The sequence below is a fragment of the Type-C symbiont of Plautia stali genome, from assembly GCF_059730935.1.
This window is the reverse complement of record NZ_AP035923.1, coordinates 2,417,812-2,443,459: the sequence shown is the minus strand read 5'-3', so window position 1 is coordinate 2,443,459 and position 25,648 is coordinate 2,417,812. Positions and strand designations below refer to the sequence as shown.

Here is a 25,648-nt window from a genome sequence, read left to right as displayed (position 1 = left end):
GGGCATTTCAGCCCGGTATGTTCCGCCGTTTCTCTGCCTGCTGGCATTTTCCCATGGCCAGCGCGCTGGCGCTGGCGGGATCGAACAGCGACAGGCTCTCAATCTGATCAACCATCAGGACCTTGCGGAACTCCAGCGCGCTTTTCGGCGTGGAAACAAAGCTGATGTCGTGCTGGTGATACCAGCGGCTGTAGTTGTGCTCTACGGCCAGATTCAGCGTGCGCGAATCACGGTAGCCGCTGAGCATCGGAATCAGCACGATGTTGGCGGTGCTGGGATATTCAAAAGTAGCGGCGTGAATCATGCCGATGTAGATACGGCGCGATTTCAGCGTGACCCATGCCAGTTCGCCTTCTTCCATGCAGTGCAGCAGCAGTTGTTCAATACCGTTAGAGCGGGACAGGCGCTGATATAGCTCTTTGCGACTGCCGGCGGTCAGCCGCGCGCTGCCGGAATTGGAACGATACACACAAAACAGCACGGCAAACGCCAGCATGATCACCACCGGTGCCTGAATGCCGAGAAAACTCCATGTCATGAAATCGACGTGCCAGCGCGCATGGAGATCGGCAGACAGCGCCAGGCTGTTATTGATGGCCGAGGCCGCCAGCAGTAGCAGCCAGACCAGGCCGGTGGCGACCACGCCCTGAACGACAAAAATGCAGCCGTACAGCGCAATGAGAAAATAGACGTCCCAGCCAAAGGAGCGTTTTATTTTCAGGCGGCTGGACATATCGCGACTGGTGTACCAGTAGCCGCAGACCATCAGCACCATAAATATCGCGGTTCCCATCAGATATCCTTTAAGCGCTTAATATGATCGGCGAAGTCCTGCTGTACCTGCGGGCTGAGGGGATTAACCGAAGCGTTACCGTCTTCGTCAATAATAATCCGGTCACCTTCCTGAATGGATTCACGAATATCCTGGCGGCTCATCACCTGCAGTAATGATTCCGGACTGGAAAAAAGAGAGGTAAAATAGCGCAATATCACGTCAGGCTGTTCCTGTAAGGCAATAAATAGTTAATTGATCATATAACGTTTTCTGCCAGATTCAGGCGGTTTCAGAGTTATCTGTTAAACGTGAGGAAAGTCAGCGCAGGGTAAGACAATAATCCGGGGGGTAACGGCGCGCTCCCTGCGCCATGGCCGCCTCATCCTGTGCTGGCCGGCTAATCACGAGCCGCGATTGCTGCTCTGACCGCCTTTTTTACCGGCTTCGGACGCTTTTTCGCGGTCGTTTTTAAAGTTGCCGCCGCTGTGCTGTCCGCCTTTTTTACCGGCTTCTGATGCTTTCTGTTTATCTTCTGCGAAATTACCTGAACCGCCTCGATGCTGAGTCATAATATATCCTCTTCATGAGTAATAAATAACATGACGTTGTTGCGCTGTCATGTGCGTGTTGCGTATTTAATACTAATCGCTGGTGCTATTTCTGCAAGCGTGACGGCGCATAAAAAAGGGGTTTTTTATTTTTTATCTTAGTTTGTTGAAATAACAATAATTCTGCGCTGTCGCTGCGCTTATTTAAAAATTTTGCGGCGGTGAAGTAATAAAATGAAACACTCCAGTGCACCCAACCGGCCGGGCCAGACAGCTGACCCGGTGCCGTGAGCCACGCTAAATAACCATGCCTAAAATCTGCAGGATGCTCTGCTGCGAAGCAGTAATAAAAGGAATGTCTTTGATGTGCTGCATGCCAAAGGCTTCATAAAATTTGCGTGCGCGCACGTTCTCGCCCATCACTTCCAGCCACAGATAGCCTTCCTGCTTATCGCGCGCGGCGTGGATAATGCTTTCGAACATGCGCCGGCCATAGTTTTTACCGGTTTCCTGCGGATTGAGGTAGAGCTTATTCAGCTGGGCACCGCTCATGCCGGAGTCCGGTACCGGCGTATTCCAGGTCACTTTGGCAAAGCCGATGGGTTTGTTGGTTTCGGCAATCAGCCAGCTTTCGTTGGGGGCCACCAGGCTGCTGCGCAGCTCGGCCAGGCCGTACTCTTTGTCGATGAATTCATCCAGCTCGGCTTCGGAGACCCACATATGTTTGAAGTGGGCGCTGTAGGTCATGCGCCCCAGCTGATGCAGCAGTTCGGCATCATCAGGCTGCGCGTTGCGTATGGTGAATTCCATGCCAGTCTTCCTTCAGTTTTTATGTTTTATCCTGCGTTACGGCAGAGTGGGGGTGTCAGCGGGCATCCTGCCCGTACAGGTGACCCGTCATTATGCGCGAATCAAACCGGGTGTCATCCCTTTTGCGGTAAGGATGTTGGCTGAATGTCTTGATTTTTTAACAGGAAAGGAGGCAGGCGCAGGATGTCCAGCGGGCTGAACATCCTGAATTGAGGCGGGAGGCGCGAATCAAAAGCCGTAGCTGGTGAGGCGATGGTAAAAATCCATGTGGTTTTTACAGCCCAGCTTGCGTGAGATGGTGTTCTTGTAGTGGCTGATGGTCTTATTGCTGAGGTGCAGCGCATGCCCGATCTCCGTCATGCGGCGCGGACCCGCCAGCCAGCGCAGCAGCGTGAACTCGCGCTCGGTCAGCACATCGGCGTTGCCGTGCGGTACGGCGACGGCGGCAACGTTTTCCGGCGTCAGCACCGCACTAACCAGCGTCGCCAGCGGGCATTTTTTACTCAGAATCCGCGCTTTCTTCAGGTGGCGGGCGACGTAATTCAGCACGGCTTCATCGCTGATGTCGGTGAGAATCACCAGCTCGATGCCCGGTGTTTTGAGCTGCATCAGCAGCAGACTACGCAGCGTCTCTTCCAGGTTTTTACTGGCAAAATGCAGCTCACTGATCACCACGTTGCGCCCGCGTCCGGTGGGGATCGGGTCATCCGGCGAGGTGAGCGTCAGGCAGCTTATCATCTGCCCGGAAAAGTAGAGGCGCAGACCTTCCGTAATCCAGCGGTCGCTATCCATAGTGAAGATGTTCAGCATTGTTTCCTCCTGTGCTCGCGGTTAACCCATTTGAACGGAAACCGCGCTGAGCCGATATCAGACGGCGTGCGTCAGGTTGTAGGAAAAAGCTGAGAAATGTCTGCTATGGCGGGTGGACTGCAGGGGGGAAGGGCGGAGCAGGAGTAATAGTAAAGCCGGTGATAGCTGCGCAGCAGTTATAAACGATGAACGTCGGCTGTTAGCATATAGCCGATATTGAAGCTTTGTTGCGACATCTACAACTTTTTATAGGAGCTAATGCGAAAATGTATAGATACAACATAGATAAAATCGAGTATTAGGTCATTTGCAGCTCTTCACCCATTTGGCATAGGCGGTGAAGTAAGATAGAAGGGTTTTCAGGTGATGAAGAAGGTCTATCATAGTCAAATCTGACTATACATAACCAAAATGTCGTGTGGTTTAACATTATCTTTCCTATGAACCTGTTTTTGAATATGGGTTTATATCGTATTAATTGGTAAGCATAGCTATTCAATTTCCTATCAGATGCTCCCATAGCCTATCAAGCAATAGGTTAGAACTATCGACGTTGTGTAGTGTAAAGCATCCAGTCTTATGCTCATGCCACCAAGATTCGGATTCTATTACCGGAAGGTATTCATTGCAGGGAACTAACAGCAACGAAAGCACAGGACGCTTTCGCTCCCATCTCGGGCTGTCACGATAGATATGAGCTGAACCCATCTCTTCAAGTATACGTTTGCTCCGCGAGGTATATTTGCTGTCAAGACTAACAAACTGAGTAATTCCATCATTTTTTACTTCTAGTACTAAATCAGGCCGGCGCATGCCACTGATAGAGTGAGGAATATTAGGATCAGCTGAAGGTTTATTTAATATTGCGCGAAAGGATTTCTGGTAGTGCAGCTTGATACAAAGATCTTTGTGTTTTGCACTAAATGTAAGCCTGCCTGAATGTTGAGATAGATGCCATTTCATATTTGGGAACTTTCGTTTCAGACTTTTTGTTATGGTAACAAAGCACCAGACTTCATAAATCTCCCAGCTAGGTATCAAATAATGACTTTCATCTCTCGATAGATCGGATATGCCTTCACGTAGTAATTTTACCCCCATACGCCAGGTCAGCTGATAATGAGGATGTCCGGCTACAGACTCAAAATCCATACCATGGGATTTTTCGGAGTCTGTGTCTGAAAAAGGTAGTTGTTGGTTGACATGCCGCAAGTATTTTCTGATTTCAGCCAGATAATTAATTCTACGAATAAGCCTGTCTTTCAAGCTAGTTCGAGTTCCTGAGGTTTCATTATCCGTTGCCGCCAAATCACTTTTAAGTTCCGTGAGAACCTTTGCTACTCTTCGGTCTATCCAAACTAACTGGAGTTTGAGCTGGCGATTAGCTGGCGTATCCCAAGAATTATCAATATAAGTTGCCTGTACCTGAAGATTTTGAACGTCTCTGAATGAATAGTTGGCCCTGGTTCCGGCCAGTAAATCTGCGTGCTGGATGAGTTGCTGCATAATTGATGGTGTAAGCTTTTTTAATCTTCCCAGCCTGCACAACTGAGTTTGTTGTTGATAGCCTTGAACCGGATTTTGAAGGACGGCTTTTAATCCCATAGCATAACGCGGGAAAAATTGCTTTATTCGTGCGTAACGTAGCCAGATCCCAGCAAAATGCGAAATACCACCCAGTTGATGCTGACCGGGCTCACTTCCTGCGAGTCTTGCACTGTCAAAGTCGACAATGTCCTGAATAAATTGTTGCCATGCTTGCTTACCGCTTTTGTCTGGGTCATTACTCACATCGACACGCCAGCTTATACTGGTTATCTGATCGTTCAGAACGAGTTCCAGATCGACCTCTCCTGCATAGAAGCCCGGCTGCCAGACCCAATAGCCTGCAATTTTTTGCAGGCAAGCGTCATCAACATAAAGCTGCGCTGACTGCAGTTCTTCCGGGCATTCAATAAGGTACTTGCAACGCTCCGAAAATCCCTTTATGGGCTGGTTTGCTATATCCATCACTGCGATAGGGTCAGCGTTGCGATTGTCTTCCTCCCAGACTCTGAGTTTCATATTAGCGCCAGAACCTCATCATGCCCGTATTCTCTAGGTCAGTAGATAAGGTCATTAATTTGCGAGCACATTGCTGTAGATTAAGTTTTAAAAATAGGGAATGGCAGTCCTGAAGCATTTTTCGCAGATGAGCACTATCTGAACCACGAAGCTTAGGCAAGACGCGGGCGTAAACGACTTCATCAAGCGCATCTACAAAGTTGAAGGAAGTCAGCTGTCGTGCAAGTGATATATGGCCGAGCACATCCTCTACGGTGCGCCAACCAAAGTGCAAGCGCTCAGGCTTTAAATACTCCATAAGTGAAGTTAAAACATCACGAATATGCTCTTGTTCTCCAACGCTGAGTCCATAACTGTTCCAGCCAGGGAAATTTTTCAGATCAATCTCCCAAAACTCCATAGTCCAGGCGCGGTCGAGCACTTTATCCGAAAGGCTATGCGTGGTTTCATCCATGTTAAGAGTTCCGATAAAGGCGACGTTAGAAGGATAACGAAGGCGTGCCGGCACTCCATCAAACATATCGCCTTCACTGTGAAGCATCAATTGTGTTCCAGATTCCATCGCAGATAAGAAGGGTGCAAAATAGTGCTCTGGATGCGAGAGATTCATTTCATCAAGTATAACGACGAACGGGATCTCTGGTGAATTAGCCGCTTCCAACAAAAAATTCAATAATGGCGTTCGAGTATAACTTTCTGGTCTTAAAGGGTTTATATAACCCAAAAGCGCGGAGGGATCGTACCACCCGGGGAGCACGGGTTGAACAAACCAGGTTTTTCTATCTTCATCGGAAGCGGGGGCAGGATGATGAGTGCTTAGTGCCTGAGCATATCTCAGTGCCAGTTGTGTTTTACCTGATCCTGAAAGACCGGCCAATATTGCAAAATGCCGCTGTTTGTGTGCCCATAGCCCCAGATGAAGTTGCTGTACCTGACGTGCTTGAAATGCACTGCCTTTGATCACGTCGCTGATAATGGCATTTACGTCTAAGGAATGAAAGCTGAGTTCAGATGAAACCTCATTAACGTCTAGTTCGGTCTCAATAACTGGTGTTTGAGGTAAGAATTCAGGCTGCCACGTAATGCGACTAACCCATCCTCGGCCTTCCTCCGTCAGGCTGAAGGTCTTCCTTTCGTCCTTTTCAACTAAACCAAGTTGAATAAGCCAGCTTAATATTGAGCGAGGTACTGCTTCTGACGTCCAACCAGCATGAACTTTGCGGAGTAGAAACAACAATTGCGTAAAACTTTTGCTCTCATCTTTCATTGCACATAGTACATGGTCTACACCAAGAATATGCGTGATCATTACTGGAATCAGTTCCTGTGGATCCTGCGTTCTTAGAAATGCTACTCCACGAGAAGAGAGGCTAAAAACATCTCCTTCTTTTTCAATTACGAAAAATTCATTGCTGAGAATGCTAATGATGGTACTCAGAGTACTGTTTTTTGAGTCAGGGAATTCTTCTTGAAGAAAATCGATTAAATCACTGCGTGATTTAGGTATCTCCAAAAAGTACAGCACACTTTTTATGGTGCTCAATCCACCTTTTAGTGACGTTAGTCCTTTACGACGTTGTTCTGCAGGTCGATGCTGTAAGGTGATTTCTCCCGATTTATTCAGTGTTTCCGGCTGCTCACTATCTTCGTTTTGACGAACAGTTACCAACGATAACCAAGGCAACGTCATACGCGCTGCAACTTCCCTAAAATCCTCCCCGGGTTCTCCGAGTAAGTTATTCATATGCTTGGTTATCTCAAGATGTAGCCTCACAACGTTTAACTGCACATCACCAAACCATATTCTGGCTATCTCATACGCTGGAGTAGAGCTACTAACGCTTGTTAGTTTACGAGGCCAGAATGCGGCCAGCGTTCGCATTACCAATAAATAAGGAGTTGCCGTGGTGTAAGGCCTAATCTTCTTTAGAAGATCGTGATAAAACTCATCCAGCCACATTGCGCAATCATCCGGATTTTTATCATCCAGGGATTCCAATGATTTTTCTGCTATCCAGCGGCGAAAGTTATTGTCCGCGATCGCCTTACTAACATCTATTGCTCCCTGCCCAGCGTTACTGATTGGATTCTGCTTCCACAGTCGCTTTTGAAAATCATAAGAAGAGCGTGTTTCTAAATCTGCTTGATTAACCTCGATAAGAAATGGGTGAATGTTGTTCAACCAAGTCGGACTTTCATTCCATGGATCAATTGTGTTGAGTAATTTTTTAAGGTTTTCTTTGTTGGTGTAGTCTGTACGCACAATAGTTTCCTTGCTACATAGGCATATAATGCGATTAATTCATTTTCTCATGCAAATAAGTAATTATTACTACTTTTAATAACATGTATTGCTTAACTTCTCATGTCAGGTATGTTCAAGCCAGTGACCTTAAAGGTAGGTATATCCGAAGCGTTAACCTGTTTTTCTAGTATTACCATTTTTCTGTATGAAAACGTCTGCGTATGTCACAAAGCGTACAGTAAAGAAGTCAATGTCCGCTATGCTCAAATAGCATACATCAGACTAACACCAGAAGGGTATCGTTCTTTATTGCCTGTGTGACCCATGATGATTCCTTTCGTTTATGACCGGCCGGATTCAAGCCCGCAACGCCCAGCACTTCATCGTCCTGCTGCTGAACACAGGGTAAATTCCACCTGTCAGCCGCCACTGTTGCTCTGCAATTTCATTTTCCTGTCATTTTTAGTCTTTAGGGTGTCAGCTCCTCTGTATGGACATGAATAATATGAAAAGAAAAACGCTTCCCCTGGTTCTCGGTTGTACCCTCTCGTTATCCACGCTGGCGGCGCAGCCGCCAACCGAACGCTATAGCGTCACTTTTCCTCAGGGGACGCGCGTCAGCTACAGCGGTGCGTTCGCCAGCGCGTTTCCGGAGGGTTTGCCGGTAGGCATCGGTTCCGGTTTGCTGTTTACCGGCAGGCAGGGAGATACGCTCAACTTTGTGACCGTCACCGATCGCGGACCGAATGCCGACTCGCCTGACATGGGTAAACAGGAGTCGAAAATTTTCGTCACGCCGGACTTCGCGCCGCTGCTGATGAATATCCAGGTGAAGAACGGCAAAGCGCAGGCGACGGACGCCCGACCGCTGCACGACGCAAAGGGCAATATTAACGGCTTGCCGCTGCAGAATGGCGTCATCGGGTCAACCAATGAAATCGCGCTAAGCGATAAGTTGCACGTGCTGCAGGGCGATAACCGGGGTCTGGATACGGAAGGCATTACGCTGGACGGGAAGGGCGGATACTGGCTGTGCGATGAGTATGGTCCGTTCCTGATTAACGTTGATAAGCAGGGCAGGATCCTGGCGATTCACGGGCCGCAGGCCATGGAAGGGGAAAAATCGATCGCGGGTGGTCTGCCGAACGTTCTTAAATGGCGCCAGCCAAATCGTGGCTTTGAAGGGATCACGCGCATGCCGGATGGACGCATCATCGCCGCGGTGCAGAGTACGCTGGATATCAACGGGAAAAGTAAAAAGCAGGCACGCTTTACCCGCCTGGTGAGCTTCGATCCGGCCACCGGTAAAACCGCGATGTATGGTTACCCTATCGACAGCGAGGCGTACAGTAAAAACAGCGACGCGAAAATTGGCGATATCGTGGCGATCGATAATCAGCACATCCTGCTGATTGAGCAGGGCAGCGACAAAGACGACGCGATGCGTAACCTTATCTATAAGGTGGATCTCAGTCAGGCCACCGATCTGGCCACATTCGATAAGGCCGGTGACTACCCAGAGTTTGACGACGCAAAAACGCTGGCGCAGCGCGGCATCGTGCTGGCAACGAAAACGCGGGTGGTGGATCTGCGTCAACTCGGCTGGCAGCAGGAGAAGGCCGAAGGGCTGGCACTGATCGACAGCAACACGCTGGCGGTCATCAATGACAATGACTTCGGCGTGAAAATGGTGCTGCAAAATCCGGTGGAAGGTAAGAAGCGCAAGGATTATCGGGTCAACGACCAGGGGAAGCTGACGGTAGATGATAAGCCGGTTGCCACCACCATCAGCGTGAAGCCGCTGGATAAAGCCAGCTCGGACAGTGAGTTGTTTATCATAACGCTGGCGGAACCGCTGCAACCCTAGAGGCTGCCTTGCTGGCGCTGAACACCGGTGCCAGCACGAAAATGCTAATGGCTGAATGCCCCCCTTGCTTCATCGGGGGGGCATCGCGGACCCGGGTTTAATATGTAAAAGAATGAGTGAGCAATAATTCAACTGTACCAGGCTGGAGCAAGCCTGATTTTTCCCCACTCTTCAGGGTCATGACCGGGTATTAATGTCGCGTTAAATCGTTCGGTTAGCTGACGCAGTTTTCGGACGGACTGAGCGACATCCGTGGCTGACGTCATCAGTCCAGGGAGCGCCCTCTCATGGTAATGATCTAAGGTATAAGCCGCATCAATCGCCAGCATAAAATGTTTACCGCTGGGTAAGCTGATAAGAAAAGATTGATGCCCCGGGGAATGCCCTGGCGTGAAAACACACTTTATCGTGCCATCACCGTAAAGGTCATAGTTATCTTCAGGCAATCCGTTGAGAAAAAGCCAGTTGAGTTCAGGACGATCGTAATCGTGTCGGCAATAGGCGTCCGATGTAAACCAGTCAGGAGCTAAGGCATATTCAAACTCTCGCTTCTGAACCACATGAGTGGCATGGGGGAAGTGACCGATTGCGCCAGTGTGATCAGCGTGCAAATGGGACAGCACCACATAGCGGATCTTCTCTGGAGCGATGCCAAGCCTTTTAAGCTGTTCCAGACAGCCCTGTTCTTCTGACATCACCGGTTTAAACTGCTCTATACCCTTTCCCCAATAGGCAGCAGGGTTTTTCAATCCTGCTACAGCCAGACCACCGTCAATCAGGGTAAAACCCTCCGGATGGGTCAGCAGAAACCAGGGAACCGGAATTTCATAACGTTCGCCTGCGCCCTGATTCATCCGAATATGCTGATATTTACATTGCTGCGTTCCTGACTGGAACATGAAAAGTTTGATATCTGACATGGTTGTATTCCATTTAAAAATCAATTTTATAGATCAACATTTGCTGAATCCTTACCTGAACGATGAGTTTTCATCATCTCGTAGAAGAGCAGTAGATACCTGTATCGAATTACATTTATCGGCAAAACCAATATAATCGCTACATGGATCTCTTCTCTGCAATGCGCATATTCATCAGGGTGGTTGAGCGGGGCAGCATGTCGGCTGCAGCCCGCGATCTCGGCATTGGCCAGCCTGCCGTCAGTGAAAGAATTGAAAAACTGGAAGCACATCTTGGTACGCGTTTACTAAGGCGCAACACGCGGAATATGTCTCTGACACATAGCGGTAATGTGTTTTATGAGCGAAGTAAAACAGCGATTCAGGCGGCAGAGCACGCTCTTTCTGTGAATGAAGAAAATCAGGCTTTGCAAGGCAAAATCCGTATCGCGGCGCCTTATTCTGCCGGAGAAAGCTTGCTGATGCCTGCGTTGTTACAGCTTCAGATCAAACATCCGGAGCTGCAGATCGATGTCATTTTTAACGACCGTATCATCGATCCCGTCACTGAGGGGGTGGATATATCCCTGAGGCTGGGAGAGATCTCAGAAGGATTTTTTGTCGCACGTCCACTTGGTAGCGTGCACAGAGTGTTGCTGGCCTCTCCATCTTTGCTGGCTAAAATCGGTTATCCACGCTCTCCGGATGCGCTGGCTGATTATCCATTTGCTGCTGTTTCTGGTGTATTTGCCAGTAATCGCATTCCAATGCTCACCTCTGAAGCCCAACTCGTTAATGTTCCCGTCAACGTTAAATTTCAGTCCACGCACTGGAGAAGTGTACTCTCCTATTTATTAGCAGGACATGCCATTGGTGTTTTGCAATTTCCGGTATGCAGAAATGAAATTGCACAGGGTTCGCTCATCCCCATTTTAAGTCACTATCCGATCCCGCCTTTTAACGCCTGGTTGCTCCATCCACCGGCTGGCATGATGTCATATGAAACGCGAATTTGTGCAGGTCTGCTGGAGCGTTATCTAAAAACTTCTCTGTCTGAAATGATGGAATATGAATAACGTCTGCGCCTGGCACAAAGCAGATATGCTGGCAGGATAAGGTTCCGCTTTGAGCGGGAAGCAGTCATAACAACCTCACGCGTTGCACGGGTGAGTAAACCCACCCGGTCAGTGGCGGTAATGATCAAAGACCATCATCAAGGTTTTGGCCCTGCCAGATATTCAACTGCCCGGCGCAGGACCGATTCCGCCGGCGCGTTACTTCAGGTCCAGAGCGGCTATCACTGCTGCTACTTCTGCCACCTCTGCGGCCGATAAGGGTAACAGGGGACGAGGCAGGCAGTCGGCTTCGGTCAGCCGCAGTATGCCTGCTGCCGCTGCGATCACGCGGATACTTCCGCCATGCTTACGGAACAAATCCCATAAAGGTTTCAGGCGGTGAGTTAGGGCAGTAACGCGTTCAGCGTCGTTAATGGCTGCGGCTTGCGTAATTTGTTTAGCGGTTTCCGGGAAGATACCGCCGCAAACGGAATACCAGACTTCGCAACCGGCATTCAGCCCCAGCCCGGCACTGGCGTCACCACTAATACCCAGGGTCACGCCAGGACGAAGATGTTGTCGTAATGCAGCAACGCGTTCAGCTGCAGCGATGGGGGTATCCGGTACTCCCGGAATTTTAATTGAGCGAATCCCTTTCAGTGACGACAGCTGCCCGAGCAGTTCGTCGGTAAAGCGGAAATGCGTGGTGCTGGGGTTGTCATAAACACAAATCGGTACTGAAGCATGGCGGGTAACCGTCTCAAAGAGGGCATACACTTCTTCATCACGCAGTGGCTGGTAACTCATCGCCGGCAGCAGCAGCGCATCAGCGCCTGCGAACTGCGCATCTTCAGCCAGATGCAGTACGGCATCGGTACTGATAGCACCCACGCAAACCATCACGGGAATCTCCCCGGCAACCTGACACGCCAGCGTTGCGCTGCGTTTGCGCTGTTCTCTGCTCAGGTAAGCATAGCTGCCGGTTGAACCCAGAACACCCAACGAATCGACACGGGCTGCCGTCAGGCGAGCCAGGATCTTCGTGAAACCCTGTTCATCGACACCACGCGCGGTGACAGGCGTTAACGGGAAAGCAGACAAGCCGGTGAACATGCAGATTCTCCAGAACTGAGTTAAAGGCGTTAATCGCCGATGAGGGTGACGTTACACTGCCGTCCGGGCATCATTTCTTCAAGGCCGTCGGTCAGCATCTTTCCTGCTTCCTGCAGCTGATCAGGTGGCATCTGCGGCAGACTTTCCAGAATAAACCACATGTGTTGCGCTTCAACGCTTAAGCGGGTCCTGATTCCCTGCCGCCAGTTCCAGCGACGGCAGGTTACGCCGGCATCATCACACCAGACGACTTCGCCAGGCGCAGGATATTCCACCGCCATAACCCCTTCTTTCATGGTATCAAAGGGTTCCGTGCCTGTTGCCACCGTCAGGCGAGGTGCACCCCGGTACGCGGCAATATTTTCTCCCCCTACGGGCACGGCATAACGCAGACTGACAGCGTTATAAAGATCAACGACCGGATCGAGCGCGGGCAGGGTGCCATCGCGAAGCACGCGTTTGCGTAGCGCCTCAGCAGAACAGGGCGTGCGTTTGGGTTTGGCACCAAATTTCTGAAACACATCGGCCCATGCGGCCAGATGGGATTCAGCCCAGTTGGGGGAATCTGACAGCACCGCCTCACAGGCCGCCTTCAGTGCCGTTACCCCGACGTGCGGATTCACGACAGGCGCTGCCTGTACACTGATGCTGAGCGCCCGAAAACCGGGGGCGATTTGATAGACTTCAGGGGAAATTGACGCAGATACGATTAACACGCGATAATCCTGTAATGACCATTTTATTTCATAATATCGACCAATGACCAAAAAAGTCAATTTAGTGACCTTTGCCGGCGCAGATGTCAACACGGTTAACGAAGCCGTATCCCTGCGGATTAAGCAGTTTCGTAAACAAAGAAAAATTTCTCTCGATGAGCTATCCCGCAAAGCCAGTGTCAGTAAGGGGATGCTGGTAGAAATAGAAGGGTGTAAGGCTAACCCCAGCATTGCGCTGCTATGTCGGCTTGCTGCTGCCATGGGCGTGTCCGTGGCGGATTTTGTTGATGTCAGCGCCAGGCCTGATGTGCACATCATCGCTGATACGGACATCCCCGAACTCTGGACAGGAGACAAAGGGGGAAGCGCCAGGCTGCTGGCCGGCTCAGGTGGACCCGATATGCTTGAGCTGTGGCTGTGGGAAATGCGGCCAGGCGAAAAGTTTGAATCACCCGGGCATACCTCAGGCACGCTGGAGCTACTGCACGTAAAATCCGGAACCCTCACGCTTGGCGTGAAAGAGAGCGTATTTCAGGTAACGGCGGGATTTTCCGTTACAGCCAAAACCGATGTTCCACATTTCTACGCAAACCAGGGAGAAAACACGCTGAACTTTATCATGACGGTGAATGAAAAAGCGTCATAAGCGTTTTTTCAATAAACGGCCAAAGAAGCCCTGATTTGTGCGCAAATAATCATCCTTTGTTTTCGCTATTCATGTCCGTTTCTGCCACCAGGCGGACTGTGTATTCGCCATGAGCGAGGAGCGGATATTTGCGACAAAGAGTCGGGGAATATCACACAGCGGCCAGGTCGATATCGCACATGGCTTGATCTAATAGCCGCTGGCGCCTTATTAAGGTATATAAAATATCCGGATCGCTACCCGAATGGGTCGATGAGGATATCTGACTACACCGTTGGAATAGTGCCGCCATCGATGACAAATTCAGTACCGGTGATCGCGGCAGCATAAGAAGATGCGAGGAAGACAATGAGATTAGCTACCTCAATGGGTTGAGAAGGGCGTCCCAGCGGAATACCGCCAAGTGCCTTCATGATGATCTGCTTACCACCTTCGTAATCTGTTCCTGCCTGCTGCGCCAGCCGTTCCGCCATGGCCACTGAAGCTTCGGTTTCGATCCAGCCGGGCGCCACGCGAACCACCCGAACCCCCTGCGACGCAACCTCTTTCGACAGGCTTTTACTGTAGGCTGACAGCGCCGCTTTCGCTGCTGCATAACCCGTGGTTGATTCTGGTAAGGGCAGTTCTCGCTGGATAGAAGTGACATGGATGATCACTCCGCCCTCCTGCTGCAGCATGGCAGGCAACAGCGCACGATCTAAACGTACCGCAGGCAACAGATTAAGATTGAGCTCCTGTTGCCACTCCTCTTCACCCAATGCTGCAAAGCCACCACCGGGTGCGGTAGAACCGCCGGCCACATGAACAATGATGTCGACGCCTCCCAGATGTGTCTGAACGGCTTCCGCGACTGAGTTACACCCTTTAACCGTGGTCAGGTCTGCCGTTACGAAGGCGTCTGCCCTACATTCTGCGGATGCGTGGCGTGCGGTTGTTAATACTGTTGCACCCAGCTGTTTGAATAGCCCAACTACCGCTTTACCCACACCTTTGGTACCCGCAGTGACCAATATGCGTTTACCGTGGAAATCGAGATCACATTGCATTGGAGAATCTCCGGTCTGTTGAAGTGGCAGTACCATAATCAGTAATGCTGGCAATATCGCCACCCTTGCTGAGCGCGAAGTCGTCATAAATAGCGAGCGGTAATGTGAATGGCATAGACCTGTACTCCCTTTGTTTACAGTACGGTCATATTCCACATAGACTGTTAAATTGACAAGTACGCACAAAAAAGTGAGTTACTGAATGATGAGTAAGTTATACAGTCCGGAATCAGCCGCAAGCGGTGTAGAGCATGTTATTCAACTGCTGGAAGGGCGCTGGAAATTAATCATCCTTTTTCATCTGTTCGACGGCAAAGTACAGCGCTATTCAGATTTTGAAAAATTAATTCCCGGTATTTCGCAGAAGATGCTGGCGCAACAACTGAGACAGCTGGAAGCCGACGGTATAGTGTCGCGGATGGTGTATCCTCAGGTGCCACCCAAAGTGGAATATCGACTCACTGAATGGGGACAGGCACTTTGTCCTGCTCTTGATGCCATGCTGAAATGGGCGGAAAAACGCCCGACTTAACCGGCCAGGATGCTGAGCCTGATCAAATTTAACCTGTTCAGGCTGGTGTTTAGGGTGTAAAGGGTGCTTTTATTCGTAGTGACTGAGAATTTCATAAAATTAAATTTAACGTCCCTGTTATGAACCCGGGATTGCCCCGCGATAAAATAGTAAGAAAACGTGGCTTATAAACGGTAAGTTCAGGAGGTTTCTTTGCAGGCAGATACGACACGACTTCATCTACGAACGGTAATTGAATCTGACGCTGATGATCTTTTCAGAATTTATGGCGACCCTGCTACAAATACCTTCAACCCCGCAGGTCCGTATCCCGATATTGATTATGCACGTCAGGTGTTGGCTCGCTGGCTTCAGCACTGGGAAACGTACGGTTTCGGTAATTGGGCGATCGCGCTGACGGACAATCCGGGGAGAGTCATTGGTTTTGGCGGACTCAGCATCAGGAGCTATGCCGATTTATCAATCAATAACCTTGGATATCGCTTCTCTACAGAGGCATGGGGAAAAGGGCTGGCGACAGAGTTTGCTAAGTATACGGTCGACTATGGTTTTGGTGAAATAAAGTTGGCTGAAATATCTGCTGTAGTACGGGCAAATCATCTGGCCTCGCAAAAAGTTCTGACCAGGGCAGGATTGCAGTACTTACGAGAAATTCATGATGTGAAAAGTGCGCCCCCAAGCTTGCTTTTCACCTTGACTCAGGACAAGTGGAATAAAAAATAAATATGCGGGGCACACTGTCTCCCGCCGGATAACATCAATTTCCGCTGTGCTCTAAAATTAATGCTGCGAATCCGGTAACGCTCCACCTTAAAGTGCAGCGAGTATCGCGGCTTCTATTTTCTCCGGGGACGTGATCGGTGCAAAGCGTTTCAGCGGCTGGCCGTCGCGTCCGATGAGAAACTTGGTGAAATTCCACTTAATCCGTCCGCCCAGCACGCCGGGGAGTTCCGCTTTCAGATAGCGAAATATCGGGTGCGCTGCGCTGCCGTTAACCTCGACTTTGCCGAACATCGGGAAGCTCACCCCGTAATTAACATGACAGGTTTGTGAGATGTCATCAGCGTTTCCCGGTTCCTGCTTACCGAATTGATTGCAGGGATAGCCAAGCACCACCAGACCCTGCGCGGCATATTTCTGATAGAGCGCTTCAAGGCCGGCGTACTGGGGCGTGAAGCCGCAATGACTGGCGGTATTCACCACCAGAACCACCTTGCCAGCGTAATCGGCCATAGAGATAGGTTGACCGGTCAGGCTGGTGGCCGAAAACTGATAAAAAGGGGGCATGTCAGTGTCCTCAAAACAGCACAGGTTCGATGTTGATGTTGCCACGCGGGCCCAATAGCGGGCTTCGTAGCCTGGCGCGCACAGCATAACTTTCTGCGCGCCGTTGTCACAATAACACTGACATCTAACCTTGCAGACAGAGCCTGATCGCCGGCACAAAACTCTGCCTGCCAGTCTCACTCAGACGCCTCTGCCAGCAACGCCGCCTGCACAGCTGGGCGCGCATTGATCCGTGCCATATACGCCAGTAGCGCAGGCCAGCGATTCAGCGTGAGTTTGGACTGGTGTGTTCGCCATCCGGTCAGTCTTCTGTTGCCGCGCAGTCACTGCTGACGACGCTGCGTAAAGAAAGATAAGCCACGGTCCGGAGGTCACTTCATCGGCTGGCTAACCGTCAGTTTCATAATGAAGGACCTCGGCGCAATCTGTCAGCCGCATGAAAACCGGGAGGTTAATAAAATCCGTGGCATCCGTGTGTTATGCCATCACGGCGCAATGACCGCCGACATCTGCTTCAACACTTCGTCACGTGCTCTCAGGCCAGCATTCGGCGTTAACACCTGTTCATCCTGAATCAGTTTGGCAAAAACAATTTTTTTCCTGCCTTTGGTCGCCCAGCCGACATACCAGCCATAGGCATGGTGCGGATCGTATTGATTATTTTTCCCCGGTGAGCCGGTTCCTGTTTTGCCGTGCACCGTCCAGCCCTTAACGCTGACGTCGTAGCGGGTGATATTATCTGTCATGTCATAGGCATGCTTGTTTACGCGCAACTCACGGTTAACGACTTTCCTTAAAAAGCCAATCTGCTGAACCGGTGAGATCTGCAGGGATGACATAACCCACACCCCATTCTGACCGGGGGCGCTGACGTCAACGGCGGAAACATCTTCGTTTCCATAAGCAAACGCCTTTACATAGTCTTCAAAGCGATGTTGCCCGATTTTTTTTACAACCTGCTGCGAATACCAGAAGACCGAATATTTTAGCCACGCCGTAGGATCGATTTTATTCATCCAGTTTTTACCGCCCCAGTCCGGGTATCCTTGTTGGTAATCCCAGGCGGGTTCCTTTTCATTTTTCAGCACGCCGGCATCAAATCCCATCAGGCTGATGGCTATTTTAAAGGTGGATGCGGGTGTGACTTCTCTACTGCAGTCGTTGCCACTCTCCAGCAGGACTTTGCCTGATTCAGCGTCAACAATCAGGGTGCACAGATTTTTGGCGAATGTCTGCTGTGAAAATAATATCGCAGCAACAGAGGCCATAACGGCCAGACGGGTTTTCATTGATGATTGGATCCAAAGTTAAATGCCAACGTAATTTATAACCTGAGAAAGGGCACTGAACGCGGTCAGGCTGTGCATCAAGAGACGGGTCACGCCACATCCCTTTATCATCTGCAAATTATCGCGTCCGGTGTGCTTATTAATAACCCTGAGCAGGGGTAAATAAAAACGATTTAATCTGCGCCTGTTTTTTAGGAAAACTAAACGATGCGAAACCGCATTTCCGCGAGACAAGCGGTCCGAAACGACACTATTGCGGTCTGCATACCTGCGGCATTTTTCGTCTCGACGGTGATATAAGCGGTAATTAATGGATTGTAGTCCTGCGCCTACATAACCGGTAAGCACATCCGATGGTCAGAGATATTAATACGTGACAAGCTTATCCGCAGTTCACGGCAATCCTCTGCCAGGCATAATGAGAATGTATTTTCAGGAGTGGTTATGCAGCCGGTTAAACGTTGGCAACGCGATGTCTGCAATTTAAATACCCGGGCGTTAACCTGGGTGGCGGCGGGCGCATTTTGCGCGGGCTGCTGGTTATTGATCAGCGTGCTGGTGCTAACCCTGTAACGCGTAGCCAGTGCGAAGAGAATTAGCGTCAGCCGGAAGGGAGTCCGCACCAGGGCGTCAGGGATGAAATTTTTGTAGTGGTTGGGGGCGCGTTGCCCCCTTTTTTTTGCCTGCAGACAGGGGTAATGCAATACGCAGCCCGTGCGATTACGGCCCGAGACGCAGCGTTTCGGCGCGTTTTGCTGTCTCGTAAACGTATTGCAGCATCGGTTCTAAATCGGCATCCGGTCCGGCGCTGATAATTTTGCCGCGCAGCCATTCAATTTCACTGGTGATATCAGGATGAAAGATGGTGTTGTTTTGCGCGTTGCGTAACCACTTCAGCAAAAAGTTATTTTTCCCGCGTACGCCGCCGGATTTCTTGCTGTTCACATAGAGTTTTAACGCAACCAGAATGCAGTAATAGAAATGGACGCGCTGACTATAATTCTGCAACATCTCTTGGCTCTTCATCTGCCGTTTTTCACGCCCGCCAGTGTGCATTGATGTGAAAAGCAGGTCAAACACAATTGGCCGCGCGCCTGTCACAATTGCGAGCGCAACCAACATTTTAAGAATTTCTTTAGCAGCAGATAAATTGTGCCCGTCAGCAGCTGGATGCTTTACCGGGCAGAATAGCCTGTGATTATTTGTTAATAATCACAAAAAAGCACAGCCGTATCTGATAATTAGATAGATCCGATTCTCTAAATGAATTTCCCCTCCGTATCGCCATCTGCAACTCTGTTCTCCGCGCTGGCCACCCTTGCGTTTTACCGGCCGGTGAAATTTTTATTTGCATCAACATGGCTGTCATAAACAGGAGGTGAATTATGACAAAACCTGCTCTGGCGTTCGCTGCGGCCTTACTGGCGCTCAATGCCACCGCATCCGTTGCGGCTCAGCCGCATCACGTTTATACCAATAAAGATTTCTATAAAAATGGCGTCTTCCAGAAAGAGGTGGCGAAAGATGCAATAGCGCAACTGCTCGCTTCTTACGGTCATACGCTGACGCCGGCCATGCGCCAGCAGCTGTGGGTCAATGATTTCGGGCTGGGCGATTATCAGCATGTTGGCCTGGCCAGCATCACCTGGGTCAATAATCTGGATTACGGTTATTACGCTATGACCATGTATCTGCTGCCGAACCAGATGATTCCGGAGCATCGACACATGCCGATTAGCGCGCCGCCGGCACGTCCGGCAAAACATGAATCATGGCGCGTCCTCGATGGCTGGGTATATAACTTCTCAGAAATTAGCGCCGCATCAGCAAATATTCCGCCGACGCCGAAAAGTTTTGGTCCGGTGCAAAGCCACAATGTCGTCATTCAGCATCAGGGCGAAACGCTGTCGCTGAAAAAACTGGAAAGCTATCATTTCCTGATGGCCAACAGCAAAGGGGCGATTGTGGATGAATATGGCAACTGGCAGGATCGCCGCGGCTGGTTCAGCTCCAATCCTAAAGTCGCCCCTACGCCGTAAACCGTGCCCTGCGAGAGATAGTCGATGTGATTTCCCTGTAGCCACCGGAGGCGTTCGCGCCTCCTTTTTAATTAATGCTCTTTACCGGGATGCGCAGAGAGCCGCTCAGCCGCGGCGATTTACCCGGTGCAGACGAATACCACGCTGTTTCATCTCTTCAACGGCAGCACAGGGGCAATCGTCATCGGTGATCACACCGTCCAGCTGCTGCAGCTTACATACGGAATACACGCTGTAACGACCATATTTGCTGCTGTCAGCCACCAGATAACGCTGCGCTGAGGCGGCCAGCACCGCCTGATTCATCAGCAAGGTGTCTTCGTCGGGTGTCGAGAGGCCGTGCGTGACATCCCACGCGCTGGCGCTGAGGAAAGCCAGATCAATATTGAACGCGGCAAGGGCGGTCGCCGCCATGGCACCCACGCTGGCAATATGCCGTTTATCGACTTTGCCACCCGTATGAAATAGCGTGATGTGGCTGTGACGCATCAGCCAGGCGGCAATCGTAAAGTCGTTAGTCAGCACGGTGAGACTTGCCTGATCGCCTAACGCACGCGCAATTTCATAGCTGGTGGTACCGGCATCGAGGTAGACCACCTGGCCATCCTGTACCAGCGATGCGGCATAACGGCCAAGGCTTTGTTTGGCGTGCACGTTCAGCTGTGCCTTCTCCACATACGGCAATGCCTGATGAACCACGGCAGGCAGCCTGGCGCCGCCGTGTATGCCGACCACCAAACCGGCATCCTGCAGGAATTTAATATCGCGGCGGATGGTCATCGCCGACACCGCCATCAGCGTGGCCAGTTCGTGAATGGTGGCCGATCGTTTCGCAAACAGGTAGCGATAAATAGCATCTTTTCGGTCTTCGGGCAGCATGATGAACTCAGGGTAAAAAGTGACGTTTTGCCTGCCGTGCCACGCGTGCATAGCGTCCGGTACGGCAGCTTCGCTATGATAGCTCATCTAAAGTTGAATAAGATTCAACGAGGCAATGAGTCAGGAGACACGAAAATGCCCGCCCTGCAACGTAATGAACTGGCCGATCTGAATGTTTTTCTGCTGATTTGCCGGCGCAAGAGCTTCCGCCTCGCCGCGCTGGAACTGGGGGTCACCACGTCGGCCATCAGCCACACGTTGCGCAGTCTTGAAGCGCGTCTTGGCGTGCGCCTGCTCAACCGCACCAGCCGGGCGGTGGTGCCGACGGACGCCGGTGCCGCTTTTTTGCGCCATCTGGAAACCGGCTTTGCGCAGATTGAGCTGGCGCTGAACGATCTGCACCTGTACCGCGAATCACCCAGCGGCCGCCTGCGGCTGAACATCCCGCGTGATGCCGGGCAGCTGCTGTTTCGGCCGATCCTGGCGCGCTTTATGGCGACCTATCCGGAGCTCAGTCTGGAAATTACGGTGGATAACAATCTGGTGGATATCATCGGCAGCGGCTATGACGCCGGGATCCGCTACGGCGCCAGCGTACCGAAAGATATGATCGCCATGCCGCTGACGCCCAAACTGCGCTGGATCGTGGTGGCGTCACCCGATTACCTGCGCGACGCGCCGCCGCTGCAGCATCCGGACGATCTGCGCAACCATCGCTGTATTCGCATGCGTCTTGGCAATGGCACGCTGTATAAGTGGCCGCTGGCGCAGGGCAAGGTGGCGTATGAGGTCGATGTGCCGGGCACGCTGACGCTCAATGAGAGCGACATGATTATTGATGCGGTCGCCGGCGGTTACGGTCTCGGCTACTGCCCGGAGCGCTACGTACAGGCACAGCTGGCGAGCGGGCAGCTGGTGCGCGGGCTGACGGACTGGTGCAGTGAAGACGAACCGCTGGTGATGTATTACCCCGACCGTCGCCAGCTGCACCCGGGTTTACGCCGGCTGATTGAGATGATCCGTGCCGAAACGATGCGCTAACGCTGGATGCGTGCGGCGTAAATAATAAACGTCACCACGCCAAAAATTTCCAGCTCCTCCTCTTCACGCAGCCGGATGGGCTGATAGCGCGGATTCATCGGCACCAGCTGGATGCAGGGATGCGTCTGCAGCCGCTTGACGGTGAACTCGCCGTTAATGGCGGCGATCACGATGTCGTCGTGCCTGGCATTGAGTGAGCTGTCGACCACCAGCAGGTCGCCTTCGCGGATATTGGCATCGCGCATCGAGTCGCCTTCGACGCGCACAAAATAGGTGGCGCTCGGGCGAGTCACCAGCAGCTCATTGAGATCAATCTGGCGCTCAATATAGTCCTGAGCGGGCGAGGGGAAACCACCGTGCACCGCGTCAAGGAATAGCGGGCGGGAGCGCGAAGGCGGTGAAAGCTGTGGCAAAAAGAAACGCGTCATAGCGAATATTCCATAGATACTGTTTTTATATACAGTATCAGGCGGTTTTTGCTATGATCAAGTCTGCCCGCGGTAAAAAAAGCGAAGCGTATGAAAAACAGCAGAATTCAGTTTTTTGCCGCGCAAACCGCTGAAAAGTGCACTCTTCGCTAAGCACTCTGTGCGCCCGTCTGGCGAAACTTCAATTGTTGTCTACACTTAATGTTGCCGATGTTCGTAGTGCGGTTGCAGTGTTGATGAAAATTTCGTTTAGTTCTGGAGCGTTACCCTTTCGATTCCCGTGTTTACGGAAAAACCTCCTCACTTCCTGCCTGCCTGCCTGCCTGCGAACAGACTGCCCGTTTACGTTCAGATACAGGAGGAGACGTGACCCCTGCGGTTAATGAGAACAGCACCCTGCCGTCGCTAAGTGGCGGACTTTACGCCTTCTTTTTTGATGTTGACGGCACGCTGGCCGCGCTTCAGTCGCAGCCCGAGTCGGTTTCCATCCCCGCATCGGTGCGCCAGCATCTGCAACAAATTTCTAATTTAAGTCACGGCGCGCTGGCGCTGGTTTCCGGCCGTCCGATCAGCCAGCTGGATGAGCTGGTCGCGCCGCTGGAAGCCCCGGCAGCGGGCGTGCACGGCGCTGAGCGCCGCGATGCCAGCGGACATCTGCATCGTCAGTCGCTGCCCGATGAGGTGGCGCAAACGCTGCAGGTTGAACTGCAGCAGACCCTTGACCAGTGGCCCGGTACGCTGCTGGAAGTGAAAGGCATGGCCTTTGCGCTGCACTACCGCAACGCGCCAGAGTATGAAAACGCCATCATGCAGCTGGCCGAAGAGGCGGTAACCCGCTTTCCGGCGCTGGCGCTGCAGCCAGGTAAATGCGTGGTGGAACTGAAACCGCAGGGCATCGATAAAGGTGCTGCGGTACGCGAATTTATGCAGGAAGCGCCATTTACCGGTCGCATTCCGGTATTTGTGGGCGACGATCTGACCGATGAGAAAGGCTTTCTTGCAGTCAATGCCATGCACGGCATCTCGGTCAAGGTCGGTGAAGGTCCAAGCCAGGCGCGCTATCGTCTGCCCGATGTGGCAGCGGTCTGGCACTGGCTGGAACAACTATTATTACAACTAGAACATGACAACGTCGGTAAGGAGTTTAGGTTATGAGTCGTTTAGTCGTCGTATCTAACCGTATCGCTATTCCTGATGGAAGCAAAACCAACGCAGGCGGTCTCGCCGTCGGCATTCTGGATGCGCTGCAGACCACCGGAGGATTGTGGTTTGGCTGGAACGGAGAGATCAGTGAGTTTTCCGGTGAAGAAGATGAGGAACTTACCCAGATCGAACAAGACGGCATTACCTATGCCTCATTCCCCCTCAATCAAAACGATTACGATCAGTACTACTGCCAGTTTTCGAATACGGTGATCTGGCCCGCGTTCCACTATCGCCTCGATCTGGTGCAGTATCAGCGTGAAGCCTGGGAAGGTTACTGCCGCGTGAATACCCTGCTGGCGCAGCGGCTGAAACCGCTGATCAAGCCGGACGATATCCTGTGGATCCACGATTACCACCTGCTGCCGTTTGCCGCTGAACTGCGTAAACAGGGCATCAATAACCGAATCGGATTCTTTCTGCATATCCCGTTCCCGACGCCGGAAATTTTCAATGCGCTGCCGCCGCATCAGGAACTGCTGGAAATGCTGTGTGAATACGATCTGCTGGGTTTCCAGACAGAATCCGATCGCGTGGCGTTTCTCGACAGCCTGAGCCAGCTGACGCAGCTGCAGAATAAAGGCGAGAAGAAGCATCGCGCCTTTGGCAACACCTTTATGACCGAGGTTTACCCCATCGGTATCGAGCCGGACAGCATTAAAGAGATGGCAGAAGGGCCGCTGCCACCGAAGATGGCCGCAATGAAGCGTGAGCTGGGCGATTTGCAGAATATTATCGCCTGTGAGCGTCTCGACTATTCCAAAGGCTTGCCGGAGCGTTTCCTTGCCTATGAGGCGCTGCTGGAAAACTTCCCGCAGCACCGCGGCAAAATCCGTTACTCACAGATTGCGCCGACCTCGCGCGGCGACGTGCAGGCCTATCAGGATATTCGTCATCAGCTGGAAACAGAAGCAGGGCGCATTAACGGTAAATACGGCACGCTGGGCTGGACGCCGCTCTATTATCTCAACCAGCATTTTGATCGCCGCCTGCTGATGAAGATTTTCCGCCTGACCGACGTGGGGCTGGTTACGCCGCTGCGTGACGGTATGAATCTGGTGGCGAAAGAGTATGTCGCGGCGCAGGATCCGGACGATCCGGGCGTGCTGGTGCTGTCGCGCTTTGCCGGAGCGGCCAACGAGCTGACTTCTGCGCTAATCGTCAACCCGTACGATCGTGATGATGTGGCGGCGGCGCTGGACCGCGCACTGACCATGCCGCGCACCGAGCGTATCTCGCGCTATAACGACATGATGGCCGTACTGCGTAAGCAGGACATTTCGCACTGGCGCGAAAGCTTCCTGAAAGATCTGAACACGCTGCCGGCACGCAGCGCCAGCCACGGTAGCGATAACAAGGTCGCGACGTTTCAGAAGCTGGCGTAATTAGCCCCGCAAGGCGCGGTTTTCCCCTCAGGCAATGCCTCTCCCGTACGCGGGAGAGGTATCCGTCAGACGACGCAGGCAGGACCGTGCTGCGTAGCGTTTTCACGCGATACTCTTACCGGATGAAATCGATTTCATTTTGTTAAGCGCTAACCCGCTGACCCGGCGCCAAAAAACGCACGAATTGGTTAAAATTAAGCCAGTTAATCACTGAAACGCTGAATTTTTTCTTCCAACCCTAAAGATTTGGCTGGCCAGGCCGATAGTTCTAATACATCAGTGTGTTAGTTAGTCAATTCATTCATATCGCTAATGTAACGTGCTGTTACATCCCTTGTGACTCACTAAACCCTCCCTACAAACTCTTTACACACCACAAGCGCGCTGCATCCACTCTTCACGCTTCGCTAGCACAGCGCCATTAGTCCTGTGTGGCAATATTCCCTGTAAGTGATTAATTTAAAAGCGAATAATTACAGCCATTTTTGGTGTTTTATGCTGCCTTTTTGGTTTATTTTGGGGTCTTGTCTTTGCCTAAAGCCAACGTAGCAGATAAAAGATCGCCCCATAGTGACGATCTGCGACACACTTCAAAATTCAGACTTTTCCTGTGAAATATTAGCGAAACGTTTCAAAATCGCTCAAAAAAAGAACAACAGAAAAGCATTACTGAAGCTTCACTTGAAAAATTTGCCTTAAAAGTGTGACGCAGATCACACTTTATCTAAAATTTCATACCAATCACGTTGTATGTCGAAATCAGACGATATAGATTTGCCTTGTTTTCGGATTAGTCTTAAAAAACTGTAAGCAGACGTCACGGAAGATGGTTACAACTCAAGAAAAGATTGGCCTGGAGTTTTGACTACTACTGATCAATATCCCGGTGGGAAGTGAAACAGTTCAGTACGCGTTGGCTTATGCCTGATTATTTTTTGCCATCTTTAGATTTACCAACCAGCAACCCGAAC

At 51.3% G+C, this 25,648-nt stretch carries 25 protein-coding genes and 1 pseudogene; 9 read left to right on the top strand and 17 right to left on the bottom strand.

Annotation, left to right across the window (positions count from 1 at the left end; translation table 11 throughout):
• Positions 1 to 7: 7 nt before the first annotated feature.
• The 7 genes from AC6I7J_RS11470 to AC6I7J_RS11440 form a co-directional block, all read right to left on the bottom strand.
• Entirely contained in the window at positions 8 to 793 is a 786-nt protein-coding gene (locus AC6I7J_RS11470; RefSeq protein WP_166709986.1) for a hypothetical protein, read from the bottom strand.
• Entirely contained in the window at positions 793 to 990 is a 198-nt protein-coding gene (locus AC6I7J_RS11465; RefSeq protein ID WP_031279223.1) for a hypothetical protein, read from the bottom strand. Before AC6I7J_RS11465 ends, AC6I7J_RS11470 begins: the two co-directional genes overlap by 1 nt.
• A gap of 186 nt (positions 991 to 1,176) precedes the next feature.
• Entirely contained in the window at positions 1,177 to 1,344 is a 168-nt protein-coding gene (locus AC6I7J_RS11460; RefSeq protein WP_021506316.1) for a con-10 family general stress protein, read from the bottom strand.
• Positions 1,345 to 1,620: 276 nt separating this feature from the next.
• On the bottom strand, positions 1,621 to 2,133 hold the full coding sequence (locus AC6I7J_RS11455) for a GNAT family N-acetyltransferase (RefSeq protein ID WP_021506315.1): 513 nt from the start codon (positions 2,131 to 2,133) through the stop codon (positions 1,621 to 1,623).
• 228 nt (positions 2,134 to 2,361) lie between these two features.
• The gene (locus AC6I7J_RS11450; protein WP_498005719.1) at positions 2,362 to 2,943 is read right to left on the bottom strand and encodes a response regulator transcription factor; all 582 of its coding nucleotides are present in this window, start codon (positions 2,941 to 2,943) and stop codon (positions 2,362 to 2,364) included.
• Between the two features lie 495 nt (positions 2,944 to 3,438).
• Entirely contained in the window at positions 3,439 to 5,007 is a 1,569-nt protein-coding gene (locus tag AC6I7J_RS11445; RefSeq protein WP_498005717.1) for a DUF2357 domain-containing protein, read from the bottom strand.
• Between the two features lies 1 nt (position 5,008).
• The gene (locus AC6I7J_RS11440) at positions 5,009 to 7,270 is read right to left on the bottom strand and encodes an McrB family protein (protein WP_498005715.1); all 2,262 of its coding nucleotides are present in this window, start codon (positions 7,268 to 7,270) and stop codon (positions 5,009 to 5,011) included.
• 487 nt (positions 7,271 to 7,757) lie between these two features.
• Between AC6I7J_RS11440 and AC6I7J_RS11435 the strand changes: the two genes are divergently transcribed.
• Positions 7,758 to 9,119, top strand: coding sequence for an esterase-like activity of phytase family protein (locus AC6I7J_RS11435; protein WP_215480227.1), 1,362 nt, complete (start codon positions 7,758 to 7,760; stop codon positions 9,117 to 9,119).
• 128 nt (positions 9,120 to 9,247) lie between these two features.
• Here AC6I7J_RS11435 and attM read toward each other — a convergent pair whose 3' ends face one another.
• Positions 9,248 to 10,039 (bottom strand): AttM family quorum-quenching N-acyl homoserine lactonase, encoded by a 792-nt coding sequence (attM, locus tag AC6I7J_RS11430; RefSeq protein ID WP_150361704.1) that lies wholly within the window; start codon positions 10,037 to 10,039, stop codon positions 9,248 to 9,250.
• Between the two features lie 161 nt (positions 10,040 to 10,200).
• Here attM and AC6I7J_RS11425 point away from each other — a divergent pair, with 161 nt between their 5' ends.
• On the top strand, positions 10,201 to 11,094 hold the full coding sequence (locus tag AC6I7J_RS11425; protein WP_141495618.1) for a LysR family transcriptional regulator: 894 nt from the start codon (positions 10,201 to 10,203) through the stop codon (positions 11,092 to 11,094).
• A gap of 198 nt (positions 11,095 to 11,292) precedes the next feature.
• Here AC6I7J_RS11425 and AC6I7J_RS11420 read toward each other — a convergent pair whose 3' ends face one another.
• Positions 11,293 to 12,186, bottom strand: a complete 894-nt coding sequence (locus AC6I7J_RS11420; RefSeq protein ID WP_498005712.1) for a dihydrodipicolinate synthase family protein — start codon at positions 12,184 to 12,186, stop codon at positions 11,293 to 11,295.
• A gap of 29 nt (positions 12,187 to 12,215) precedes the next feature.
• Positions 12,216 to 12,902, bottom strand: a complete 687-nt coding sequence (locus tag AC6I7J_RS11415) for a B3/B4 domain-containing protein (RefSeq protein ID WP_498007227.1) — start codon at positions 12,900 to 12,902, stop codon at positions 12,216 to 12,218.
• 43 nt (positions 12,903 to 12,945) lie between these two features.
• On the opposite strand from AC6I7J_RS11415, the gene AC6I7J_RS11410 reads away from it, so the two are divergent.
• The gene (locus AC6I7J_RS11410) at positions 12,946 to 13,548 is read left to right on the top strand and encodes a helix-turn-helix domain-containing protein (RefSeq protein ID WP_059010376.1); all 603 of its coding nucleotides are present in this window, start codon (positions 12,946 to 12,948) and stop codon (positions 13,546 to 13,548) included.
• Between the two features lie 266 nt (positions 13,549 to 13,814).
• Here the strand turns inward: AC6I7J_RS11410 and AC6I7J_RS11405 are convergent, their stop codons facing one another.
• A complete protein-coding gene (locus tag AC6I7J_RS11405; protein WP_498005710.1) occupies positions 13,815 to 14,594 on the bottom strand; it encodes an SDR family oxidoreductase in 780 nt (259 codons plus the stop codon).
• A 205-nt stretch (positions 14,595 to 14,799) separates the two neighbouring features.
• Between AC6I7J_RS11405 and AC6I7J_RS11400 the strand changes: the two genes are divergently transcribed.
• Positions 14,800 to 15,126: a winged helix-turn-helix transcriptional regulator gene (locus AC6I7J_RS11400; RefSeq protein WP_031279203.1), complete on the top strand. Its 327-nt coding sequence runs from the start codon at positions 14,800 to 14,802 to the stop codon at positions 15,124 to 15,126.
• Positions 15,127 to 15,318: 192 nt separating this feature from the next.
• Positions 15,319 to 15,849: a GNAT family N-acetyltransferase gene (locus AC6I7J_RS11395; RefSeq protein ID WP_136547191.1), complete on the top strand. Its 531-nt coding sequence runs from the start codon at positions 15,319 to 15,321 to the stop codon at positions 15,847 to 15,849.
• Positions 15,850 to 15,936: 87 nt separating this feature from the next.
• Here AC6I7J_RS11395 and AC6I7J_RS11390 read toward each other — a convergent pair whose 3' ends face one another.
• The 4 genes and pseudogenes from AC6I7J_RS11390 to AC6I7J_RS11375 form a co-directional block, all read right to left on the bottom strand.
• Entirely contained in the window at positions 15,937 to 16,413 is a 477-nt protein-coding gene (locus tag AC6I7J_RS11390; protein ID WP_498007226.1) for a glutathione peroxidase, read from the bottom strand.
• A 176-nt stretch (positions 16,414 to 16,589) separates the two neighbouring features.
• A pseudogene (locus AC6I7J_RS11385) lies at positions 16,590 to 16,688 on the bottom strand (glutathione transferase GstA); the annotation flags it as partial.
• A 210-nt stretch (positions 16,689 to 16,898) separates the two neighbouring features.
• Positions 16,899 to 17,702 (bottom strand): class D beta-lactamase, encoded by an 804-nt coding sequence (gene blaOXA, locus AC6I7J_RS11380; protein WP_278708249.1) that lies wholly within the window; start codon positions 17,700 to 17,702, stop codon positions 16,899 to 16,901.
• A 720-nt stretch (positions 17,703 to 18,422) separates the two neighbouring features.
• On the bottom strand, positions 18,423 to 18,713 hold the full coding sequence (locus AC6I7J_RS11375) for a hypothetical protein (RefSeq protein ID WP_031279201.1): 291 nt from the start codon (positions 18,711 to 18,713) through the stop codon (positions 18,423 to 18,425).
• 374 nt (positions 18,714 to 19,087) lie between these two features.
• On the opposite strand from AC6I7J_RS11375, the gene AC6I7J_RS11370 reads away from it, so the two are divergent.
• Entirely contained in the window at positions 19,088 to 19,741 is a 654-nt protein-coding gene (locus AC6I7J_RS11370) for a cupin domain-containing protein (protein ID WP_498005707.1), read from the top strand.
• Positions 19,742 to 19,846: 105 nt separating this feature from the next.
• On the opposite strand, the gene AC6I7J_RS11365 is transcribed toward AC6I7J_RS11370, so the two are convergent.
• On the bottom strand, positions 19,847 to 20,707 hold the full coding sequence (locus AC6I7J_RS11365; protein WP_498005705.1) for a DeoR/GlpR family DNA-binding transcription regulator: 861 nt from the start codon (positions 20,705 to 20,707) through the stop codon (positions 19,847 to 19,849).
• A gap of 48 nt (positions 20,708 to 20,755) precedes the next feature.
• On the opposite strand from AC6I7J_RS11365, the gene AC6I7J_RS11360 reads away from it, so the two are divergent.
• On the top strand, positions 20,756 to 21,661 hold the full coding sequence (locus tag AC6I7J_RS11360) for a LysR family transcriptional regulator (RefSeq protein WP_421039303.1): 906 nt from the start codon (positions 20,756 to 20,758) through the stop codon (positions 21,659 to 21,661).
• Here AC6I7J_RS11360 and umuD read toward each other — a convergent pair.
• A complete protein-coding gene (gene umuD, locus AC6I7J_RS11355; RefSeq protein ID WP_058782084.1) occupies positions 21,658 to 22,089 on the bottom strand; it encodes a translesion error-prone DNA polymerase V autoproteolytic subunit in 432 nt (143 codons plus the stop codon). The two genes, AC6I7J_RS11360 and umuD, sit on opposite strands and share 4 nt — an antisense overlap.
• Before the next feature lie 366 nt (positions 22,090 to 22,455).
• Here umuD and otsB point away from each other — a divergent pair, with 366 nt between their 5' ends.
• On the top strand, positions 22,456 to 23,244 hold the full coding sequence (gene otsB, locus AC6I7J_RS11350; RefSeq protein WP_021506285.1) for a trehalose-phosphatase: 789 nt from the start codon (positions 22,456 to 22,458) through the stop codon (positions 23,242 to 23,244).
• Positions 23,241 to 24,677, top strand: a complete 1,437-nt coding sequence (otsA, locus tag AC6I7J_RS11345) for an alpha,alpha-trehalose-phosphate synthase (protein ID WP_058785634.1) — start codon at positions 23,241 to 23,243, stop codon at positions 24,675 to 24,677. The genes otsB and otsA overlap by 4 nt, the downstream gene beginning before the upstream one ends.
• Positions 24,678 to 25,648: the final 971 nt, after the last annotated feature.

Bases quoted from the DNA above. Each gene is read 5' to 3' on its own strand.
- AC6I7J_RS11455 (WP_021506315.1), bottom strand. From the start codon at position 2,133: ATGGAATTCACCATACGCAACGCGCAGCCTGATGATGCCGAACTGCTG.
- AC6I7J_RS11420 (WP_498005712.1), bottom strand. From the start codon at position 12,186: ATGTTCACCGGCTTGTCTGCTTTCCCGTTAACGCCTGTCACCGCGCGT.
- AC6I7J_RS11445 (WP_498005717.1), bottom strand. From the start codon at position 5,007: ATGAAACTCAGAGTCTGGGAGGAAGACAATCGCAACGCTGACCCTATC.
- AC6I7J_RS11370 (WP_498005707.1), top strand. From the start codon at position 19,088: ATGACAAAACCTGCTCTGGCGTTCGCTGCGGCCTTACTGGCGCTCAAT.
- attM (WP_150361704.1), bottom strand. From the start codon at position 10,039: ATGTCAGATATCAAACTTTTCATGTTCCAGTCAGGAACGCAGCAATGT.
- umuD (WP_058782084.1), bottom strand. From the start codon at position 22,089: ATGACGCGTTTCTTTTTGCCACAGCTTTCACCGCCTTCGCGCTCCCGC.
- AC6I7J_RS11365 (WP_498005705.1), bottom strand. From the start codon at position 20,707: ATGAGCTATCATAGCGAAGCTGCCGTACCGGACGCTATGCACGCGTGG.
- AC6I7J_RS11450 (WP_498005719.1), bottom strand. From the start codon at position 2,943: ATGCTGAACATCTTCACTATGGATAGCGACCGCTGGATTACGGAAGGT.
- AC6I7J_RS11410 (WP_059010376.1), top strand. From the start codon at position 12,946: ATGACCAAAAAAGTCAATTTAGTGACCTTTGCCGGCGCAGATGTCAAC.
- AC6I7J_RS11400 (WP_031279203.1), top strand. From the start codon at position 14,800: ATGAGTAAGTTATACAGTCCGGAATCAGCCGCAAGCGGTGTAGAGCAT.
- AC6I7J_RS11470 (WP_166709986.1), bottom strand. From the start codon at position 793: ATGGGAACCGCGATATTTATGGTGCTGATGGTCTGCGGCTACTGGTAC.
- AC6I7J_RS11375 (WP_031279201.1), bottom strand. From the start codon at position 18,713: ATGTTGCAGAATTATAGTCAGCGCGTCCATTTCTATTACTGCATTCTG.
- blaOXA (WP_278708249.1), bottom strand. From the start codon at position 17,702: ATGAAAACCCGTCTGGCCGTTATGGCCTCTGTTGCTGCGATATTATTT.
- otsA (WP_058785634.1), top strand. From the start codon at position 23,241: ATGAGTCGTTTAGTCGTCGTATCTAACCGTATCGCTATTCCTGATGGA.
- AC6I7J_RS11460 (WP_021506316.1), bottom strand. From the start codon at position 1,344: ATGACTCAGCATCGAGGCGGTTCAGGTAATTTCGCAGAAGATAAACAG.
- AC6I7J_RS11390 (WP_498007226.1), bottom strand. From the start codon at position 16,413: ATGCCCCCTTTTTATCAGTTTTCGGCCACCAGCCTGACCGGTCAACCT.
- AC6I7J_RS11435 (WP_215480227.1), top strand. From the start codon at position 7,758: ATGAAAAGAAAAACGCTTCCCCTGGTTCTCGGTTGTACCCTCTCGTTA.
- AC6I7J_RS11405 (WP_498005710.1), bottom strand. From the start codon at position 14,594: ATGCAATGTGATCTCGATTTCCACGGTAAACGCATATTGGTCACTGCG.
- AC6I7J_RS11360 (WP_421039303.1), top strand. From the start codon at position 20,756: ATGCCCGCCCTGCAACGTAATGAACTGGCCGATCTGAATGTTTTTCTG.
- AC6I7J_RS11425 (WP_141495618.1), top strand. From the start codon at position 10,201: ATGCGCATATTCATCAGGGTGGTTGAGCGGGGCAGCATGTCGGCTGCA.